This window comes from Microbacterium sp. ARD31 (genome assembly GCF_031844425.1).
In genome coordinates this window covers 1-19,333 of sequence record NZ_JAUZVE010000054.1, presented here as the reverse complement: position 1 = coordinate 19,333, position 19,333 = coordinate 1, and the positions used below count along the sequence as shown (strand labels likewise).

The 19,333-nt window shown below is 71.8% G+C and carries 16 protein-coding genes and 1 tRNA gene; 10 read left to right on the top strand and 7 right to left on the bottom strand.

The window, feature by feature from the left end; all coding sequences use genetic code 11:
- Window positions 1-8: 8 nt before the first annotated feature.
- Both Q9S36_RS44555 and Q9S36_RS44550 read right to left on the bottom strand, forming a co-directional pair.
- Entirely contained in the window at window positions 9-527 is a 519-nt protein-coding gene (locus Q9S36_RS44555; protein ID WP_311291180.1) for a nitroreductase family deazaflavin-dependent oxidoreductase, read from the bottom strand.
- A gap of 5 nt (window positions 528-532) precedes the next feature.
- On the bottom strand, window positions 533-1,183 hold the full coding sequence (locus Q9S36_RS44550) for a TetR family transcriptional regulator (RefSeq protein ID WP_311291179.1): 651 nt from the start codon (window positions 1,181-1,183) through the stop codon (window positions 533-535).
- A 170-nt stretch (window positions 1,184-1,353) separates the two neighbouring features.
- Between Q9S36_RS44550 and Q9S36_RS44545 the strand changes: the two genes are divergently transcribed.
- On the top strand, window positions 1,354-2,442 hold the full coding sequence (locus Q9S36_RS44545) for an iron-sulfur cluster-binding domain-containing protein (protein WP_311291178.1): 1,089 nt from the start codon (window positions 1,354-1,356) through the stop codon (window positions 2,440-2,442).
- Between the two features lie 17 nt (window positions 2,443-2,459).
- On the top strand, window positions 2,460-3,560 hold the full coding sequence (locus tag Q9S36_RS44540; protein ID WP_311291177.1) for an acyl-CoA desaturase: 1,101 nt from the start codon (window positions 2,460-2,462) through the stop codon (window positions 3,558-3,560).
- Here Q9S36_RS44540 and Q9S36_RS44535 read toward each other — a convergent pair.
- Together Q9S36_RS44535 and Q9S36_RS44530 are read right to left on the bottom strand one after the other, a co-directional pair.
- Complete coding sequence (locus tag Q9S36_RS44535) at window positions 3,557-3,733, bottom strand: DUF6104 family protein (protein ID WP_129453612.1); 177 nt, start codon at window positions 3,731-3,733, stop codon at window positions 3,557-3,559. The genes Q9S36_RS44540 and Q9S36_RS44535 overlap by 4 nt on opposite strands.
- Window positions 3,734-3,745: 12 nt before the next feature.
- Window positions 3,746-7,597, bottom strand: a complete 3,852-nt coding sequence (locus Q9S36_RS44530) for a multifunctional oxoglutarate decarboxylase/oxoglutarate dehydrogenase thiamine pyrophosphate-binding subunit/dihydrolipoyllysine-residue succinyltransferase subunit (RefSeq protein ID WP_396653967.1) — start codon at window positions 7,595-7,597, stop codon at window positions 3,746-3,748.
- A gap of 175 nt (window positions 7,598-7,772) precedes the next feature.
- On the opposite strand from Q9S36_RS44530, the gene Q9S36_RS44525 reads away from it, so the two are divergent.
- Entirely contained in the window at window positions 7,773-8,393 is a 621-nt protein-coding gene (locus Q9S36_RS44525) for a hypothetical protein (protein ID WP_311291175.1), read from the top strand.
- Window positions 8,390-9,304, top strand: coding sequence for an LCP family protein (locus tag Q9S36_RS44520; RefSeq protein WP_311291174.1), 915 nt, complete (start codon window positions 8,390-8,392; stop codon window positions 9,302-9,304). Before Q9S36_RS44525 ends, Q9S36_RS44520 begins: the two co-directional genes overlap by 4 nt.
- A 72-nt stretch (window positions 9,305-9,376) precedes the next feature.
- Here Q9S36_RS44520 and Q9S36_RS44515 read toward each other — a convergent pair whose 3' ends face one another.
- From Q9S36_RS44515 to Q9S36_RS44505, 3 genes are all read right to left on the bottom strand, one after another.
- The gene (locus Q9S36_RS44515) at window positions 9,377-10,786 is read right to left on the bottom strand and encodes a choice-of-anchor P family protein (protein ID WP_311291173.1); all 1,410 of its coding nucleotides are present in this window, start codon (window positions 10,784-10,786) and stop codon (window positions 9,377-9,379) included.
- Window positions 10,787-10,935: 149 nt separating this feature from the next.
- Window positions 10,936-11,011: transfer RNA gene (locus Q9S36_RS44510), tRNA-Arg, on the bottom strand.
- 83 nt (window positions 11,012-11,094) lie between these two features.
- Window positions 11,095-11,592 carry a thioesterase family protein gene (locus tag Q9S36_RS44505; RefSeq protein ID WP_311291172.1) on the bottom strand — a complete coding sequence of 166 codons (498 nt, stop codon included), beginning with the start codon at window positions 11,590-11,592 and terminating at the stop codon, window positions 11,095-11,097.
- 86 nt (window positions 11,593-11,678) lie between these two features.
- On the opposite strand from Q9S36_RS44505, the gene argS reads away from it, so the two are divergent.
- The 6 genes from argS to Q9S36_RS44475 all read left to right on the top strand — a co-directional run.
- A complete protein-coding gene (gene argS / locus Q9S36_RS44500; protein WP_311291171.1) occupies window positions 11,679-13,358 on the top strand; it encodes an arginine--tRNA ligase in 1,680 nt (559 codons plus the stop codon).
- 6 nt (window positions 13,359-13,364) lie between these two features.
- Window positions 13,365-14,789: a diaminopimelate decarboxylase gene (gene lysA / locus Q9S36_RS44495; protein WP_311291170.1), complete on the top strand. Its 1,425-nt coding sequence runs from the start codon at window positions 13,365-13,367 to the stop codon at window positions 14,787-14,789.
- Window positions 14,789-16,087 carry a homoserine dehydrogenase gene (locus tag Q9S36_RS44490; protein ID WP_311291169.1) on the top strand — a complete coding sequence of 433 codons (1,299 nt, stop codon included), beginning with the start codon at window positions 14,789-14,791 and terminating at the stop codon, window positions 16,085-16,087. The genes lysA and Q9S36_RS44490 overlap by 1 nt, the downstream gene beginning before the upstream one ends.
- Window positions 16,084-17,157 carry a threonine synthase gene (gene thrC / locus Q9S36_RS44485; RefSeq protein ID WP_311291168.1) on the top strand — a complete coding sequence of 358 codons (1,074 nt, stop codon included), beginning with the start codon at window positions 16,084-16,086 and terminating at the stop codon, window positions 17,155-17,157. Before Q9S36_RS44490 ends, thrC begins: the two co-directional genes overlap by 4 nt.
- Window positions 17,157-18,053 carry a homoserine kinase gene (gene thrB, locus Q9S36_RS44480; RefSeq protein WP_311291167.1) on the top strand — a complete coding sequence of 299 codons (897 nt, stop codon included), beginning with the start codon at window positions 17,157-17,159 and terminating at the stop codon, window positions 18,051-18,053. Before thrC ends, thrB begins: the two co-directional genes overlap by 1 nt.
- A 189-nt stretch (window positions 18,054-18,242) precedes the next feature.
- Window positions 18,243-19,333, top strand: a 1,091-nt coding sequence (locus tag Q9S36_RS44475; RefSeq protein WP_311291166.1) for a Rho termination factor N-terminal domain-containing protein, incomplete at its 3' end; no start/stop codon positions are given.

Genomic DNA, 19,333 nt, shown 5'->3' with positions numbered 1-19,333 from the left:
GTGCCGCGTCACCGCTCCTCGAGCACGAACGCCCGGACCCGCCGGGTCTCGCCGATCCGCTCGCGGTAGCTCAGGTAGCCCGGGTAGAACTCGCCGGCCAGGGCGAAGATCTCCTCCGCCTCGGCCGGCGTCGCGGGCCGCGCGGTCACCGCGCGCGAGATGCCGCGGTAGGTCACCACGGCGTGCGGGTCGGCCTCCAGGTTGAGCGCCCACGCGGGTGTCGAGGGCTGGCCGAAGTTGGTGCCGAGCAGCGCGAGCGTGCCGGCGTACGGTGTCGCGATGAGGTGGCTCGTGCGCTGCCGGCCGGACCTGCGACCGGTCGTCGTGACGTCGATGACCGCCAGCCCGGCGAGCAGGCCGGGCGCGCTCTGCCGGCCCCGCGTGAGCCTGCCGACGGCGTCGTCGAGGTGGCGCAGCACGCGGGAGAACACCCAGCCGCCGGGTCGGGTGCCGGCGCCCCACCGGACCAGCCGGTGCAGCGGGTTGGCCGAGGAGTGCGAGTAGCCGAGGTCGTCCGCGAGGCCCATCGAAGTCAGCGCTCCTCGGCGGGCTCGCGCGAGCGCCAGTTCACCGCACCCACCAGCAGCATCCGCAGCTGCGTACGCGCCTGCGCGAGCGTGCGCTCCTCGGAGTCCGGGTCCTCCACCAGGCGCTCGGCCATCGTCACCACGAAGGACACGATGAGGTCCGCGAGCAGGGCGATGTCGGCGCTGGAGTACTGCCGCGCGGCGCCGCTGCGGGCGATGTCGGTGGCCAGCTCGCGGGTGATCAGCTCGATCTCGTGCCGGATCGCCTCGCGGACCCGCGGGGGACCGGCGGTCCGCTCACGCGCGATGAAGGCGTAGTGGGACCGGTTCTCGCGCACGTGCTGCGCCACGATCGGGAGGGACCCGTCGATGAAGTCGCGGTACTCCGGCGCGTGGCGCCACACGTCGAGCAGCATCAGCCGCAGCGACCTGAAGCTCTCGTCGACGAGGGCGAGGCCGAGGAGCTCCAGGGAGCCGAAGTGCCGGTAGAACGCGGTCGGCACGACACCCACCTGCTTGGCGACCTGGCGCAGCGAGATGGCCGCGAGGTTGGAGTCCGCTGCCAGGGCGAGGGCGGCGTCGAGGATCGCGCGGCGGGTGCGTTCCTTGCGCTCGGCGCGCGAGGCACCGTCCTCGGGGTCGGGAGGCGGCGGCATGGCCCGAGCCTAGGGCACGGAGTGCGCGTCCCGCGCTGTCCGGCACCCTGCGCGGGTGGTGGACGACCGTTCACCGGACGTGGGTCGGATCACGGCCATGGGCGTTGACGTGGGCCGGAAGGCCACGCATAGTTGAGTGAACAGACGTTCACCGAAGAACGGAGGTCAGGATGATCGTCCTCGACCGCATCGTCCGCTCACGCGCGGTTGCGGCGCTCGCCTCGCCGCACGGCGTCGACCACTACCTCGCGCGGGTCAACCCGATGTGGGCCGCCCACGAGGTGCGCGCCCGCGTGGTCGACGTACGCCGCGAGACGCACACGCCCGGCGCCCCGGTCGCCACCCTCACGCTCCAGCCGACGTCGACCTGGCGCGGGCACCGAGCCGGCCAGTACGTCCAGGTCGGGCTCGACCTGCCGGGCTCCGCCCGTCGCATGACGCGGTGCTTCTCCGTCTCCTCGGCCGCCTCCGGTCCAGGGGAGCCCATCACCCTGACCATCCGCGCGCACGCCGAGGGACAGGTGAGCAAGTACCTCGTCGACGCCGAGCCCGGCCAGGTGCTCCACCTCTCGCAGGCACAGGGCGCCTTCACGCTGCCGGTCAGCCCGGCGACCCCGGGCATCGACCCGCTGCTGTTCATCACCGGCGGCTCGGGCATCACGCCCGCGATGTCGATGCTGCGCACCCTGCTCCGCGACGGGTACGACGGCAGGGCCGGGCGGCCCGTCACGTTCCTGCACTACGCCAGGTCGCCCCAGGACCAGATCTACGCCGACGAGCTCGCCCGCATCGCCGTTGAGGACAACGACGTGACCGTGCACCTGCGCCACGGCGAGGCCGTCTTCAACGAGCTGGAGCTGCGCCGCCTCGTCCCCGGCTACCGCGACACCGACACCTGGGCCTGCGGCCCGGCCGGGATGGTCGACCTCGTGCGCGCGGCGTACGGCGACAGCCCGCGGCTGCGGCTCGAGCTGTTCAAGCCACCGGTCACCACCACAGGCAGCGCCGAGGGCGACCTCGTCTTCACCGGCAGCGACCGGCAGGTCGCCAACAGCGGGGCCTCCATCCTCGAGCAGGCCGAGGCGCTCGGGCTCACGCCCGAGTTCGGCTGCCGCATGGGCATCTGCCTCTCCTGCACCACCCGCAAGAGCGAGGGCACCGTCCGCAACGTGCTCTCGGGCACCGAGTCCTCCCTGCCCGACGAGGACATCCAGATCTGCGTCTCCGCCCCGGTCGGCGACTGCGTCGTCGACCTGTGACCCCGAAGGGACCACTCATGACCACCAGCGCGAATCAGAAGCTCACCCCCGACCAGCTCGAGGCCTTCGGCCGCGAGATGGACGACCTCCGCCAGCGGATCCTGGCCGATCTCGGCGAGGACGACGCGGCCTACATCCGCGGCGTCGTGAAGCGCCAGCAGCAGATGGAGGTGCTCGGCCGCGCGCTGTTCTACCTCCCGCCGGCCTGGCCGCTCGCGGTCGCCGCGCTGTCGGTCTCCAAGATCCTGGAGAACATGGAGATCGGCCACAACGTGATGCACGGCCAGTACGACTGGATGGGCGACCCGCACCTCAGCTCGCGCATCTACGAGTGGGACAACGTCTGCCCCAGCGAGCAGTGGAAGTACTCCCACAACTACATCCACCACACCTTCACCAACATCCTCGGCAAGGACCGCGACATCGGCTACGGCATCCTCCGCATGGACGAGGACCAGCCGTGGCACCCCTACTACCTCGGCAACCCTGTCTACGCCTTCCTCCTGATGGTCTTCTTCGAGTGGGGCGTCGCGATGCACGACCTCGAGGTCGAGAACATCGTCCGCGGCACCCGCACGATGGAGGACAACAAGGCGCTCCATGCCGGGATCATGCGCAAGGTGCGTCGCCAGGCGCTCAAGGACTACCTGCTGTTCCCCGCGCTCACCGGCCCGCTGTTCCCGCTGACCCTCGCCGGGAACGCGGCAGCCAACCTCGTGCGCAACGTCTGGGCCTTCAACATCATCTTCTGCGGCCACTTCCCGGCCGGTGCGGAGACCTTCAGCCAGGAGGAGTGCGAGGACGAGACCCGCGGGCACTGGTACTACCGGCAGGTGCTCGGCTCGGCCAACATCTCCGGAGGCAGGCTGTTCCACGTCATGTCGGGGAACCTGAGCCACCAGATCGAGCACCACCTGTTCCCGGACCTGCCGGCCAAGCGCTACCCCGAGATCGCGCCCGAGGTGAGGGAGATCTGCGAGCGGTACGGCATCGCGTACACGACCGGCCCACTGAGCCGCCAGCTGTGGAGCGTGGCGAAGAAGATCTGCCGCCTGGCGCTGCCGGACCGTGGGCCGACGCCCGCGGAGCCCGCCGCCGTACGTCCCGTGGCCGCCTAGTCCTCCGGGTCGTCGAGGCGGGCCAGCCAGGTGGCCAGCCGCTCGATCGGGACCTCGAAGTCGGGGTGCGCGTCGACGAAGGCCTGGAGCTGCTCGGCGAGCCAGGCCAGGGTGACCTCCTCGTCACCCCGGCGCTTCTCGAGCTCCTCGATCCCGCGGTCGGTGAAGTACACCGCTGCCTCGGCTCAGTAGTCGTGGCCGCTGGTGCGCGGCGACTCGAACGCTGCGTCGAGGAGCGCCCGCTGCTCCTCGGTGTGGCGCTTGATGGTGCCGACCGACGGCGAGGCGGACGCCGGACGCGTGACCGGCTCGACCTCCACGTCGAGCTGCGGCCAGACGTTGAGCTGGTAGTGCGGCCACGGGCCCATGTTGCGCGGCTCGTCCTGCACCCAGCGCACGGCCTTGAGGTTCGGGTACTTCGCGACCTCCGCCTTGATGTCGTCCACGGGGTTCGGGTAGAGCCGCTCGACGCGACCGATGGCGAACTTCGCCCCGTCCTCGCGCTTGGAGCGCTCGACCATGAGGTCCCAGGTGACGCGGCCCGAGCACATGATGAGCGTCTCGACCTGTGCCGGGTCGGCGGCGTCGTCGCCGATGAAGGCGCGGAACGTCGTGTCGCCCACGAAGTCGGCCGGCTGCGAGGCCGCCTCCTTGCGCTTGAGCATCGACTTCGGCGTGAAGACGATCAGCGGACGGTGCTCCTCGCCCAGCGAGTGGCGACGCAGCAGGTGGAAGTACGACGCCGGGGTCGAGGGCTGGGCCACGACCATCGCGTCCTCGGCGCACATCGTCAGGAACCGCTCGATGCGGGCCGAGCTGTGGTCGGGACCCTGCCCCTCGTAGCCGTGGGGGAGGAGCAGCACGACGCCCGACTGCTGGCGCCACTTGGTCTGGCCGGCGGAGATGAACTCGTCGATGACGGTCTGCGCGCCGTTGACGAAGTCACCGAACTGCGCCTCCCACAGCACGAGCGCCTCGGGCCGGGCGACGGAGTAGCCGTACTCGAAGCCGAGCGCGGCGTACTCCGAGAGCAGGGAGTCGTAGACGTGGAACTTCGCCTGGTCCTCGGTGAGGTTGGTCAGCGGGGTCCACTCGTCGGCGTTGGTGCGGTCGATGATGGTGGCGAAGCGCTGCACGAAGGTGCCGCGCCGCGAGTCCTGGCCGGCCAGGCGCACCGGGCGGCCGTCCATCAGCAGCGAGCCGAAGGCGAGGATCTCGCCGGTGCCCCAGTCGATCGGGCCCTCGGTGATCGCGGCCGAGCGGCGCTGCAGCTGCGGCATCACCTTGGGGTGGACGGTGAAGCCGTCCGGCGGCGTGACGTAGCTGTCGGCGATCCGCTTGAGGACCTCCGGGGTGACCGCGGTGGAGAACTCGCCGGCCGGCTTGTCGGGGTAGTCCGGGACGGTCGTCCACTCGGTGGGCGCCTCCGAGCTGGCCTCGCGCACCTCGGTGAAGACCCGCTCCAGCTGCTGCTGGTAGTCCTTGAGGACCTGCTCGGCCTCCTCGATCGTGATGTCGCCACGACCGATGAGGGACTCGGTGTAGAGCTTGCGCACCGAGCGCTTCTGCTCGATCAGGTCGTACATCAGCGGCTGCGTGTAGGACGGGTCGTCGCCCTCGTTGTGACCGCGGCGGCGGTAGCACACGAGGTCGATGACGACGTCCTTGTTGAACGCCTGGCGGTAGTCGAAGGCCAGCCGGGCGACGCGGATGCACGCCTCCGGGTCGTCGCCGTTGACGTGGAAGATCGGCGCCTGCACCATCCGCGCCACGTCGGTGGCGTAGAGCGAGGAGCGCGACGAGCCGGGTGCGGTGGTGAAGCCGACCTGGTTGTTGATCACGACGTGCACGGTGCCGCCGGTGCGGTAGCCGCGCAGCTGCGAGAGGTTGAGCGTCTCGGCGACCACGCCCTGCCCGGCGAAGGCGGCGTCACCGTGCACGAGCAGAGGCAGGACCGGGAAGTTCTCGCCCTGGTCGAGGATGTCCTGCTTGGCGCGGGCGATGCCCTCGAGCACCGGGTTGACCGCCTCGAGGTGCGAGGGGTTCGCGGCCACGGAGACCTTGATCTTGTCGCCGGAGCCGGCCAGGAACTCGCCCTCGGCGCCGAGGTGGTACTTCACGTCGCCCGAGCCCTGCACGGTCCGCGGGTCGATGTTGCCCTCGAACTCGCGGAAGATCTGGCTGTACTTCTTGCCGACGATGTTGGCGAGCACGTTGAGTCGCCCGCGGTGCGCCATGCCGATGGTGACCTCGTCGAGGCCGGTCTCGGCGGCGGCCTCGCAGATCTCGTCGATCAGCGGGATCGTGGTCTCGCCGCCCTCGAGGCTGAAGCGCTTCTGGCCGACGAACTTGGTCTGCAGGAAGGTCTCGAACGCCTCGGCCTGGTTGAGCTTCAGCAGGATCCGCAGCTGCTCCTCACGGGGCGGCTTCACGTGCGGCTGCTCCACGCGCTCCTGGATCCACTTGCGCTGCTCGGGGTCCATGATGTGCATGTACTCGATGCCCGTGGTGCGGCAGTAGGAGTCGCGCAGGATGCCGAGGATGTTGCGCAGCTTCATGAAGCGCCGGCCCTCGCCGCCGAACGAGCCGGTGGCGAACTCGCGGTCGAGGTCCCACAGGGTCAGGCCGTGCGACTCCACCTCGAGGTCGGGGTGGCTGCGCTGGCGGTACTCCAGCGGGTCGGTGTCGGCCATCAGGTGGCCGCGGACCCGGTAGGCGTGGATCAGCTCGAGGATGCGGGCCTGCTTGACGATGTCGTCGTCGTGGCTGGCGACGATGTCGCGCGCCCAGCGGATCGGCTCGTAGGGGATGCGCAGCGAGCGGAAGATCTCGTCGTAGAAGCCGTCCTCGCCCAGCAGCAGGCTGTGCACCCGCTTGAGGAACTCACCCGACTGGGCGCCCTGGATGACGCGGTGGTCGTAGGTGGAGGTCAGCGTCATCGCCTTGCTGATGGCGTTGCGGTTGATCGCCTCCTCCGAGGCACCCTGCCACTCCGGGGGGTACTCCATGGCGCCGACGCCGATGATCGCGCCCTGGCCGGCCATCAGCCGGGGCACCGAGTGCACGGTGCCGATGCCGCCGGGGTTGGTCAGCGACATCGTGGTGCCCTGGAAGTCGGTGACGGCCAGCTTGCCGTCGCGCGCCTTGCGGACCATGTCCTCGTAGGCCGTCCAGAAGGCGGCGAAGTCCATCGTCTCGGCACCCTTGATGTTGGGGACGAGGAGCTGGCGGGTGCCGTCGGACTTCTGCATGTCGATCGCGAGGCCGAGGTTGATGTGGGCCGGCGTGATCAGGTTGGGCTTGCCGTCGACGACCTCGAAGCCGACGTTCATCTCGGGCATCGCCTTGAGCGCCTTCACCAGGGCATAGCCGATGATGTGGGTGAAGGAGACCTTGCCGCCCCGGGCGCGGGCGAGGTGGTTGTTGATGACGGTGCGGTTGTCCCACAGCAGCTTCACCGGGACCGAGCGGACCGACGTCGCCGTCGGGACCGACAGCGAGGCGTCCATGTTGGCCGCCGTGCGGGCGGGCGCGCCGCGCAGCACGGTGTAGGTCGGCTCGTCGCTGGCCGGTGACGGCGCGGCGGGCGTGGACTCCTTGGCGACCGGCGTGCTGGTGCCCTTGGCGGGCTCGTCGGCCTGGGCGGCCGGGCGCGGCGTCGACTTCGGGGCGGGGGTCTCGGCAGGCTTGGCGGACGCGGCGGGAGCGGCCTTCTGTGCCGGGGCGGCCTTCTGTGCCGGTGCCTGTGCCGGCGCCTGGGCCGGCGCCTTCGCCGGGGCCTGGGTGGCGGTCGCGGCCTTCGGTGCGGACGCAGCGGGCGCGGCCTGGGCGGCGGTCGTGGCCGGCGCCGTCCCGTTCCCGAAGTAGGCCGCCCACTCAGGTCCCACGCTCGCGGGATCCTTGTCGTACTGCTCCTTCATCTCCTCCACGAGCCACTCGTTGGCTCCCAGGTCAGATGACGGTGCAACCGAGGACTGGTTGCCGGACTGCCCGTTCGGGGACTGCGCCACGCTTGTTTCGCCTCTTCCAGATCTCATCGCGCGAGGGTTTGACCAATTTCACCAAGTCGCCGTCAAGGCTAGTCGCACACGCACGCAAATGCAGGGGCGGGCCCGCCCTTTGGGGCATGGTGTGGCCCACACCCCGTCCGTACCTCCCGGTAACCGGTCCGACCCGTCTCGCACCCGCTGCCCCACCCCGCCTGGAGTCGTCATGTCACGCCCCTCACCGGGCCGCACGCCGTGGGCCCGCCTCGCGGCCCTCGTGCTCGTCCTCGCCCTGCCGCTCGCGGCCACCGCCTGCTCGTCCTCGGGCTCCGACCCCGAGGCCGCGCCCGCACGGCTGAGCCGGGGGGACGACCAGGTGGCGCTGGCCTCGCACCCGGCGCGGACGAGGACGAAGATCCACCGCGTCTTCGGGCGACTGCCCGACGCCAGGCGCAAGGTCGTACGCCGCCAGGTGGGCGAGGTCGTCGACCGCTGGTGGGAGGCGGCCTACCTGGGTGGCACCTACCCGCGCAGCAGCTTCCCGGCGGCGTTCCCCGGCTTCACCCGGGGTGCCGAGGCGCGTGCGCGGGCCGACAAGGCGCTGCTGACCAACCAGACGGGCGGGCACCGCATCGACTCCGTCGAGGCCACGCACCGCTCGGTCTCCCTCGACGTCCTGGCCACGCGCCGGCAGGCACGATCGGTGACCGCCCACGTCCTCCTGCGCTTCGACACCACCGGCGACAAGACCGGCACCACGGTGGTCCGCGGACGCCTGTTCCTCGTGCGGAAGCGCGGCGGCTGGCGCATCTTCGGCTACGACCTCTCGAAGGGAGCGCGCCGATGACCGCCGGGGTCCGCCGGGTCCGCGGGCTCCGGGCCGCGGCGCTCGCGGTGGTGCTCGGGGTGACCGCGCTCGTGGTGCCCCAGGGCACGGTCCAGCCGACCGACGTGAGCCTGGTGAAGATCCGCCACGCCCAGGGCGTCTCGGTGGACGACGACGTGGTCTGGATCCTCGCGATCGGCTCCGACGCGCGCCCGGGCCAGGAGATGACCCGCGCCCGCGGCGACGCCCTCCAGCTGGTCGGCATCGACACGCGCACCGGTTCGGCCACCGCCATCGGCGTGCCCCGCGACTCGTGGGTGGCCATCCCCGGCCACGGCCGGGAGAAGATCAACTCGGCGCTCTACTTCGGCGGTCCGCGCGGCATGGCCGGCGCGATGCGCAACCTGGTGGGCATCGAGCCCGACTACGTCATGGTGACGCGGTTCCCGTTCTTCGAGGACATGGTCGACGACATCGGCGGCATCACGGTCACCAACCCGCGACGCTTCTCCGACCCGTACCTGAAGAAGGAGGGGTTCCGGCAGGGCCGGATCCGCCTGGGCGGGTACGACGCGATGGCCTTCTCCCGGATCCGCAAGGGCCTCGCCGGCGGCGACTTCGACCGCTCGGCCAACCAGCAGCGCACCCTGCGCGGCATCCACGCCCGGATCCGGGCGCAGGCCGACCGCCCGGGCTTCATCGAGCGCGGCGTGATGACCGTGATGGAGCACATGGCGACCAACGCCGGCCCCGGCGAGCTGTACGAGCTCGCGCAGGCCGTCGCGCAGGTCGACCCGCGCCGGATCACCACGTGCGTGGTCCGCGGGCGGATCGGCTTCGTCGGGGCGGCCAGCGTCGTCTTCCCCGACGTCGCCCAGGCGCGCCGGCTGGGTCGCGACGCCCGCGCGGACGCCCACATCACGAGGTGCTGACGCGACGCGACGCCGAGTCGAACCCCATGGCCGACTCGGCGTCGCTGATCGTGAGGGTACCCAGACCCTGCCTCAGTGCGGGTAGATGCGACCCGCCGTACGGGCGAGGTCGATGACCACGGCCTCGGAGTAGAGGGTGATCCGCAGCGCGATCACTTGCGATCCCCGGTAGCCGGTGTCGACCAGCTGGCGCTGGATCTCGCCGACGCCGTTCGGCAGCTCCACGACCTCTCCCGGCTCGGGTACGGCGATCGGCTGGCCGCCCACGGTGATGGAGCCGACCGACGTCGAGACCAACGAGTCGACCCGCTTGCCGGTCTTCTGCCGCATGGCCGCGCGGGAGGACACGTCGGTCACGACGAGCTGCGCGGTGGGGACGGAGAAGGTGTCGATGGAGGTGCGCGACCAGCCCTTGGCCACCGACTTCCTGCGGAGCTGGTCGCCGTGCACCTGGTAGGTGACGCCGTCGAGGGTCACCGGCACCGGGACGAGCTGGCTGGCGTGGGGGACCCGGTAGGTCTGCGTCTTCCCCTGCGAGCCCTGGCAGGGGAGTGCCTTGTGCTCGACGTTGCCGAACTTCAGTGCACCCTCGAGCGCCTGGTAGTCCATCGCGGTGCCTCCGGAGCGGAAGACGCCGACGGGGGCGGGGCCGCCCATCCGCACGCGGGCGGTGCCGAGCTCGACGAGCTGGCGGCGGTCACCGGCGGTCACCTCGATGCGCAGCGCCGACGCCTGCGACTGGGCGTTGTTGCTGTTGGCCCGGCCGTTCTCGTAGCCCAGCGCGATGGTCCCCAGGCCGGGGATCTGGATCGGCTTCGTCACGTCGCTGAGCACCTGGAACACCTGCTGGGCGGCCTGCTGGGTGCCGGTGAAGACGGTGTCGCTCACCTGGTCCAGCGGCGCGAGGAGCTCCTGGAGCTCGGGAGGGAGGCTCTGCACGACGGTGTTGTCCAGCAGCTCGAGGGAGATGCTGGCGAAGGTGAAGCCCTCGTCGTGGCCGTAGCCGCGCGGAGTGTGGAAGGCGTGGGCCGTGGTCTGCAGGCCCTTGATGACGAGCTTCGGGGTGGTCAGGGGGCCGACGGTGCCGCCGATGCTGATGTCGCCGATCGTGCTCGTGCCGCGGACGCCGTGGGTGTTGCCGTCGGTGTAGGTCTCGGTGCGGCTGGTGCTGGCGGAGACGTGGATCAGCGGGTTGTCCGGCACGGAGACCACGGACTGCTGCTCGACGACCCGGCCCACCGAGCGGGTGCACAGCTGCTGCGCGTGCGCGTCCTTGAGGTTCAGCGCCTCGACGCTGTCCGTCACCAGCTTCACGCCGTACACGTCGCCGCGGTAGCCGAAGTCGGTCAGCCGGTCGTCCGCGCGGGCCTGCGTGGCGCCGGCCGCCTGGGCCGGCGCGGTGAGCGATCCGGTGAGCGCCAGCCCTGCTGCGAGGACGAGACTCGTCGCCGCGGTGGTCCGGCGCCTGAAGGTGCGTTGCATGGGTTCCCCTCCCGAGGTCCGTGGGGAGCCGACCAGGGGCCGATCCCCTCAGACCGGCGCGTGCTCCCTCGTGCGCTCAACGACGCGGTGGGGGATTGGTCACGACCCGGACGCAGGAGCGGCGGCACCCTGGTGGGTGCCGCCGCTGGTGGCGCCTCCGGCAGGATTCGAACCTGCGGCACCTGGTACCGGAAACCAGTGCTCTATCCCCTGAGCTACGGAGGCGTGCGATGCGTCCCGGACTCCCGGGAGCAGTGCGCGGTGAAGACTACCGGTCGCACGACGAGGTCGTGAAACTCCCCCGAGGTTCAGCGCAGGGCGAGCGAGCCCGAGGTCACGGCCGGGAAGGGGAGTGCCTCGTGCTCGGCGACGCGGGCGTCGAGCTTCGCGGCCACCTCGTCGGGCCAGGGGGCGGTGAGCCGGGTCGAGAGGTCGATGTGCAGGAAGATCTCCTCGACGACGCAGGCCACGGTCTGCTTGGTCTCGTCGAGGAGGTAGACCAGGGCGTGGGCGGCGCGCTCCGAGCGACCGAGCAGGCGGACGCGAGCCGACATGGTGTCGCCGGTGCGCAGCTCGCTCAGGTAGGTCACGTGGTGCTCCGCCGCGAAGCAGGCGTGGCCGTGGGTCAGCGGCCACATCTGCGGGATGCCGACCTCCACCAGCGACTCGTCGAGGCCCTCGCTCGCGATGCCGATGTAGTGGCGGACGTTGAGGTGGCCGTTGATGTCCTCGAAGGGCATCGGCACGGGCTGCTCCGCGTAGGCCGGGAGGTCGATCAGCTGGTCGTAGGTGGGGTGCGTCGTCACAGGCAGGACCTTAGGGCAGGCCGCGAGCCGCACCACGGCGTGAAACCGGTTCGGGCCCGACCGTGGCGCGCCGATAGGCTTGGCGGGTGAACCCCGAGCAGCTCTCCGAGACCATCGTCGATGCGCTGGCGGCCCTCGTGGCCGACGGCGCTGTCACGCTTCCCGACGGCGTGCCGGCCCAGGTCACGGTGGAGCGACCCCGGCAGAAGGGGCACGGCGACTACGCGACGAACGTCGCACTCCAGCTGGCCAAGAAGGCAGGGACGAACCCGCGCGCCTTCGCCGACCTCGTCGCCGAACGGCTGCGCGCCGCCGACGGCATCGCCGAGGTCGAGGTGGCCGGTCCGGGCTTCCTCAACGTGACCGTCGAGGCCGGCGCCCAGGGCCAGGTCGCGGCCGACGTCGTCGCGGCAGGGGCGTCGTACGGCCGGTCGCAGGAGATGGGTGGGCAGGCGATCAACATCGAGTTCATCTCCGCGAACCCGACCGGCCCGCTGCACCTCGGCCACACGCGGTGGGCGGTGCTCGGCGACGCGATCGCCCGGGTGCTCGAGGCCGCCGGCGCGAAGGTCGCCCGCGAGTTCTACATCAACGACCGCGGCAACCAGATGAACCTGTTCGGCGCCTCGATCGAGGCCGCCGCCCTCGGGCAGCCGATCCCCGAGGACGGCTACCAGGGCGCCTACATCGCCGACCTGGCGGCCGAGGTCGTCCAGCAGCACCCCGGCATCCTCGAGCTGCCCGCCGACGAGCGGACGGTCGCGTTCCGCGAGGCCGGCTACGCCATCCAGCTCAAGCAGCAGCAGGACCAGCTCGACGGCTTCAACACGCACTTCGACGTGTGGTTCTCCGAGCGCGACCTGCACGCCGACGAGTCTCACGGCTCGGTCGCCGACACCCTGCGCAGCCTCAAGGACAACGGCCACCTCTTCGAGTCCGACGGTGCGCTGTGGATGCGCACGACCGACTTCGGCGACGACAAGGACCGCGTGCTGATCCGGTCCAACGGCGAGCTCACCTACTTCGCCTCCGACACGGCGTACTACCTCAACAAGCGGGCCCGCGGCTTCGACCACTGCATCTACCTCCTCGGCGCCGACCACCACGGCTACGTCGGCCGGCTGCGGGCGATGGCCGCGTGCGTCGGGGACGACCCCGAGCTCACGCTCGACGTGATGATCGGCCAGCTGGTCAAGATCATGCGCGACGGCGAGGAGCTGCGGCTGTCCAAGCGCGCGGGCACGATCGTCACCCTCGACGAGCTCGTCGACGAGATCGGCGTCGACGCGCTGCGCTACTCGCTGGCGCGCTACCCGGCCGACAGCCCGCTGACCCTCGACGTCGCCGAGATCACCCGGGCCTCGAGCGACAACCCGGTCTACTACGTCCAGTACGCCCACGCCCGCACGTGCCGGATGATCGGCAACGCGACCGACCTCGGCATGGCGCTGCCGGGCGATGCCTTCGACCCCGCCCTGCTCACCCACGAGCGCGACGGCGAGCTGCTCCGTGCGCTCGCGGAGTACCCGCGGGTGGTGGCCAGTGCCGCCGAGCTGCGCGAGCCGCACCGCGTGGCCCGCTACCTCGAGGACACGGCGTCGGTCTTCAACAAGTGGTACGACACCAAGGAGTGCCGGATGCTTCCGATGGGCGACGAGCCCGTCACCCCGACCAACGAGGCGCGCCTCGTCCTGGTCCACGCGACGCGGACGGTCCTGGCCAACGGCCTCGACCTGCTCGGCGTCACCGCTCCCGAGAGGATGTGATCCGGCGTGCCCACCGCACACCCGTCCGGCTGGGCGCACGCGGACGGCGCGCTGCGTGGCCCCCACTGGCTCCGCGAGCCCGCTGACCCCAACGTCCTCGTCGAGCACCTCTGGTCCCGCACGGCCACCAAGACCGACGGCGTGCTGGCCGTCGGGGGAGTGCCGCTGCCCGAGCTGGTCCGCGAGCACGGCTCGCCGGCGTACGTCCTCGACGAGGACGACTTCCGGGCCCGGGCGCGCGCCTTCCGTGACGCGTTCGCCGCCTACGACGTCTACTACGCAGGCAAGGCGTTCCTCTGCACGACCGTCGCGCGGTGGCTGGCGGAGGAGGGGCTCTCGCTCGACGTCTGCTCGGGCGGCGAGCTGACCGTCGCGGAGCGGGCGGGCTTCCCGATGGAGCGCGTCGGCTTCCACGGCAACAACAAGACCCCGCGCGAGCTCGAGCGGGCCGTCGAGCTCGGTGTCGGCCGGGTGATCGTCGACTCGTTCCACGAGATCGAGCGGCTGGCCGAGGTGGTCGCGAGGCTCGCTGGCGCTCGCACCTCGACCACCGAGGGCATCGGGGTGATGGTGCGGGTGACGGCAGGGGTGGAGGCCCACACGCACGAGTACATCGCCACCGCCCACGAGGACCAGAAGTTCGGCTTCTCGATCGCGAGCGGCGACGCGCTCGAGGCCGTACGACGCGTCCACGAGGCCCCCGGGCTGCGCCTGCTCGGGCTGCACTCCCACATCGGCAGCCAGATCTTCGACACCTCCGGCTTCGAGGTCGCCGCCCGCCGGGTGCTCGCGCTCCACGCCACCGTGAGCGAGGAGGTCGGCGTCGACATGCCAGAGATGGACCTCGGCGGCGGCTTCGGCATCGCCTACACCACGCAGGACGACCCCTCCGACCCGTCGCAGCTGGCGACGGAGATGACCAAGATCGTCGAGCACGAGTGCCGCGCCCTCGGCATCGCCGAGCCGCGGCTGTCGATCGAGCCCGGCCGCGCCATCGTCGGCCCGGCCATGTGCACCGTCTACGAGGTCGGCACCGTCAAGGAGGTCGCCCTCGACGGCGGCGCCCGGCGGTCCTACGTCTCGGTGGACGGCGGGATGAGCGACAACATCCGCACCGCCCTCTACGACGCCGACTACTCCGCCACGCTCGCCTCCCGGGCCTCGGGCTCCGCGCCCGCGCTGGCCAGGGTCGTCGGCAAGCACTGCGAGGCGGGAGACATCGTCGTCAAGGACGAGTTCCTGCCCGGCGACGTCCGTCCCGGCGACCTCGTCGCGGTGCCCGGCACGGGCGCCTACTGCAGATCCATGGCCTCCAACTACAACCACGCCATGCGTCCTCCGGTGATCGGAGTTCGGGACGGGAAGACCTTCACGGTCCTGCGACGAGAGACTGAGGCCGACCTGTTGGCGACCGATGTGGGTGTTTCGTGATGAGTTCGGGTGAGAAGTCGCTCAAGGTGGCGGTCCTCGGATGCGGGGCGGTCGGCTCCCAGGTGGTGCGGCTGCTGACCGAGCAGCACGACGACCTGGCGGCCCGGGTGGGGGTTCCCGTCGAGCTGGTGGGGGTCGCCGTACGCCGTCTCGACGCGCCGCGCGACGTCGAGGTGCCCGACGGGCTGCTGACCACCGACGCCGCCGGGCTGGTGGCCCGCGACGACGTCGACCTCGTCGTCGAGGTCATCGGCGGCATCGAGCCCGCCCGCTCGCTGATCCTCGCCGCGCTCGACAACGGCGCCAGCGTCGTGACCGCGAACAAGGCGCTCCTGGCCGAGGACGGTCCCACGCTGTTCGAGGCGGCCGCCAAGGCCGAGCGCGACCTCTACTACGAGGCCGCCGTCGCCGGCGCCATCCCCATCCTGCGACCGCTGCGCGAGTCGCTGGCGGGCGACAAGGTGACCCGCGTGCTCGGCATCGTCAACGGCACCACGAACTTCATCCTCGACAAGATGGACACCTCCGGCGCCGGGTTCTCCGAGGCGCTCGAGGAGGCCCAGGAGCTCGGCTACGCCGAGGCCGACCCGACCGCCGACGTCGAGGGCTTCGACGCCGCCGCCAAGGCCGCGATCCTCGCCAGCCTGGCCTTCCACTCGCGGGTGACCGCCTCCGACGTCTACCGCGAGGGCATCTCCGAGGTCACCGCGGCCGACGTCGCCAGCGCCCGTGACATGGGCTCGGTGGTCAAGCTGCTCGCCATCTGCGAGCTCCGCGGCGACCAGGTCGCCGCCCGGGTGCACCCGGCGATGATCCCGCGCTCGCACCCGCTGGCCAGCGTCCGCGAGGCCTACAACGCGGTGTTCGTCGAGTCCGAGGCCGCCGGCCAGCTGATGTTCTACGGCCCCGGCGCCGGCGGCGCGCCCACGGCGAGCGCCGTGCTCGGCGACCTGGTGACGGTCGCGCGCAACCGGCTCGCGCAGACCCGCGGCGCCGGGGAGTCGGCGTACGCCGACCGCGCCGTGCAGCCGATGGGCGAGACCCGCACCCGCTACCACGTCGCGATCGACGTCGACGACCGCGCGGGCGTGCTCGCGGCGGTGGCCAACGCCTTCGCCGACCACGACGTCTCCATCCAGACCGTGCGGCAGGAGGGCCGCGGCGCCGACGCCCAGCTCGTCGTCGTCTCGCACGCGGCCCCGGACGCCGCGCTGAGCGCCACGGTCCAGCAGCTGCGGGAGATGGACATCGTCCGCGAGGTCACGTCCGTCATGCGGGTCGAGGGAGGGGACGAATGAGCCACCACACCCACCAGTGGCGGGGCGTCATCGAGGAGTACCGCGACCTGCTCGACCTGCCCGAGGGCATGGCGGCGGTGACGCTGCGCGAGGGCGGCACCCCGCTCGTGCACTCGGCGTGGCTCTCCGGCGTCACCGGGGCCGAGGTCTGGCTCAAGGTCGAGGGCGACAACCCCACCGGCTCGTTCAAGGACCGCGGCATGACCGCGGCGATCTCGCACGCCCGCCACCTCGGCGCGCAGGCCGTGGTCTGTGCCTCGACCGGCAACACGTCGGCGTCGATGGCGGCCTACGCCGCCAAGGCCGGCCTCAAGCCCCTCGTCCTCATCCCCGAGGGCAAGATCGCTGCCGGCAAGCTCGCCCAGGCCGTGGTGCACGGCGCCCAGGTCATCATGGTCCGCGGCAACTTCGACGACTGCCTCGCGATGGCGATCGGGCTCTCCCAGGACTACCCGGTCGAGCTGGTCAACTCCGTCAACCCGGTGCGCCTGCAGGGCCAGAAGACCGCGTCCTTCGAGATCGTCGACTTCCTCGGCGACGCGCCCGACGTCCACCTGCTGCCCGTGGGCAACGCCGGCAACATCTCGGCGTACTGGCTCGGCTACCAGCAGTACGCCGAGCTCGGCCGCGCGACGAAGCGCCCGCGCATGCGTGGCTTCCAGGCCGAGGGCGCGGCGCCGCTGGTGACCGGCGAGCCGTTCCCGCACCCGGAGACCAAGGCGACCGCGATCCGCGTCGGCAACCCGGCGTCGTGGCACCTCGCCGAGCAGGCGGCCAAGGAGTCCGAGGGCGGGTTCGCCGCGCTGTCCGACGCGCAGATCCTCGCCGCCCAGCTCGAGCTCGCCCGCCACGACGGCGTCTTCGTGGAGCCGGCGTCGGCGGCCGGTGTCGCCGGCCTGCTGGCCGCGGTCGCCGGCGGTGAGTCCTTCGCGGGGTCGACGGTCGCGATCACGGTCACGGGCCACGGCCTCAAGGACACCGCGACCGCGCTCGAGTCGTGCGGCGACATCGTCGACACGGTCGTCGACGCCGACGTGGCCGCCGCCGCGGCCGCGGCCGGGCTCGCCTGATGGCCCAGCTGGTCGACGGCCCGGTCCGGGTCACCGTCCCGGCGACCTCGGCCAACCTCGGTCCCGGCTTCGACTCGCTCGGCCTGGCGCTGTCGCTGCGCGACGAGCTCGAGGCCGAGGTGCTGCCCGAGGGCCTGGTCGTCGAGGTCGAGGGCGCCGGGGCCGACGGCGTCCCCCGCGACGAGTCGCACCTCGTCGTGCGGGCGATGCGGGCGGCATTCGACCTGATGGGCGCCCAGCCGCCCGGGCTGCGGCTCACGTGCCGCAACGTGATCCCGCACGCGCGGGGCCTCGGCTCGTCGTCGGCCGCGATCGTCGCGGGGGTCGTGCTGGCTCGCGGGCTGGTGGCCGGCGGGCAGCTGCTGGCCTCCGACGAGGCGCTCTTCGACCTCGCCGCCGACCTCGAGGGCCACCCCGACAACGTGGCGCCAGCGTTCTACGGCGGCTTCGTCATCTCCGGCCGCGAGGACGACCACTGGTACGCCGTCCGGGTCGGCGTCGACCCGCGGATCACCGCGGTCGCCTTCGTCCCGCCGACCGGGGTCGAGACGTCGGTCGCCCGCGGGCTGCTGCCGGCGACCGTGCCGCACGCCGACGCGGCCGCGAACTCCGGTCGGGCCGCGCTGCTCGTGGCCGCCCTGACCGGTCAGCCCGAGCACCTGCTGGCGGCGACCCGTGACTGGCTCCACCAGGACCAGCGCGAGCCCGCGATGCCGGAGACGCTCGCGCTCGTGCGCCGCCTCCGCGCGGACGGCGTACCGGCCGTGGTGTCGGGAGCCGGCCCGACGGTGCTGGCGTTCGGCTCCGCCGACACCTCGGCGCTGACCGCCCGCTGCCCCGACGGCTGGGCGTGCCACGACCTCGTCGTCGAGCCCGCGGGCGCCCTCCTCGTCTGACCCGTGCGCGGCTTTCCCGACGGATGGCACTGCGCCGCCGTCGCCCTGCTAACCTGAGCGCGCGCCGTTCGGCGCACTCGCCCGGCCGGTCCCCGGCCCGCCCGTCCCTCGGGCGCACGGGCGACACACCTTCCGCCTCGCAGGCCGCTCGACCGGTCCCGCAGGCGACGCAACGTGCGAAGGATCCACGTGACCGAGACTCCCTCCGCCACCGCGGAGAACGCTGCCCCCGAGGCAGCCGAGACCACCCGGCCCGCCAAGAAGGCCGCGTCGAAGTCGGGCGGCCTCAGCTCGATGCTGCTCGCCGACCTCAAGTCGATGGCCGGTGGGCTGGGCATCGCCGGTGCCGGCTCGATGAAGAAGGCGCAGCTGGTCGACGCCATCAAGGCGGCCCAGTCGGGCGGCGGCGCGAAGGCCGAGCAGGCGCCTGCGCAGGCCGCCGCGCCGGCCGCGGAGCCGGCTGGCGAGCCCGCTGCCGAAGCCCGCTCGGACGAGCCGGCCGCGCAGACGACCGTGCGCACCCGCACCCGCAAGCAGCGCCAGGCCGAGCGGGCCGAGCAGTCCGCCGACCAGGCCGAGCAGACGCCGCAGGACGGCCAGAAGCAGGACGCCCAGAAGCAGGACGCCCAGAAGCAGGACGCCCAGAAGCACGACGGTCAGAAGCAGGACGGCCAGAAGCAGGGTCAGAAGCAGGGTGGCCAGAAGCAGGGCCAGAGGAACGAGGCCCGGGACGACCAGAAGGCCGACCTGAACGAGCAGAAGGCCGACCAGAAGCAGGGCCAGCAGAAGCAGTCCAACCAGAACAAGCAGCAGAACCAGCAGCAGAACCAGCAGAACCAGAGCCAGCAGCAGGGCCAGGGTGTGCACCTCGACGATGACGAGGACGGCGAGGGCGGCAGCCGCCGCAACCGCCGCCGCCGCGGCCGGGACCGGACCACGGTCCGTGCCGGCGGCCGCAACGAGCCCGACACCACGATCCTCGAGGACGACGTCCTGGTGCCCGCCGCCGGCATCCTCGACGTCCTCGACAACTGCGCCTTCGTTCGCACCTCGGGCTACCTGCCGGGCCCCGAGGACGTCTACCTCTCCCTGTCGATGGTGCGGAAGTACCACCTGCGCCGCGGTGACGCCGTCGTCGGGCAGGTACGCCAGCCGCGCGAGGGCGAGCGCCGGGAGAAGTTCAACCCGATGGTGCGCATCGACAGCGTGAACGGCACCGAGGCCGAGGGTGCGAAGGAGCGCCCGGTCTTCGCCGACGCGGTGCCGGTCCACCCGCACCA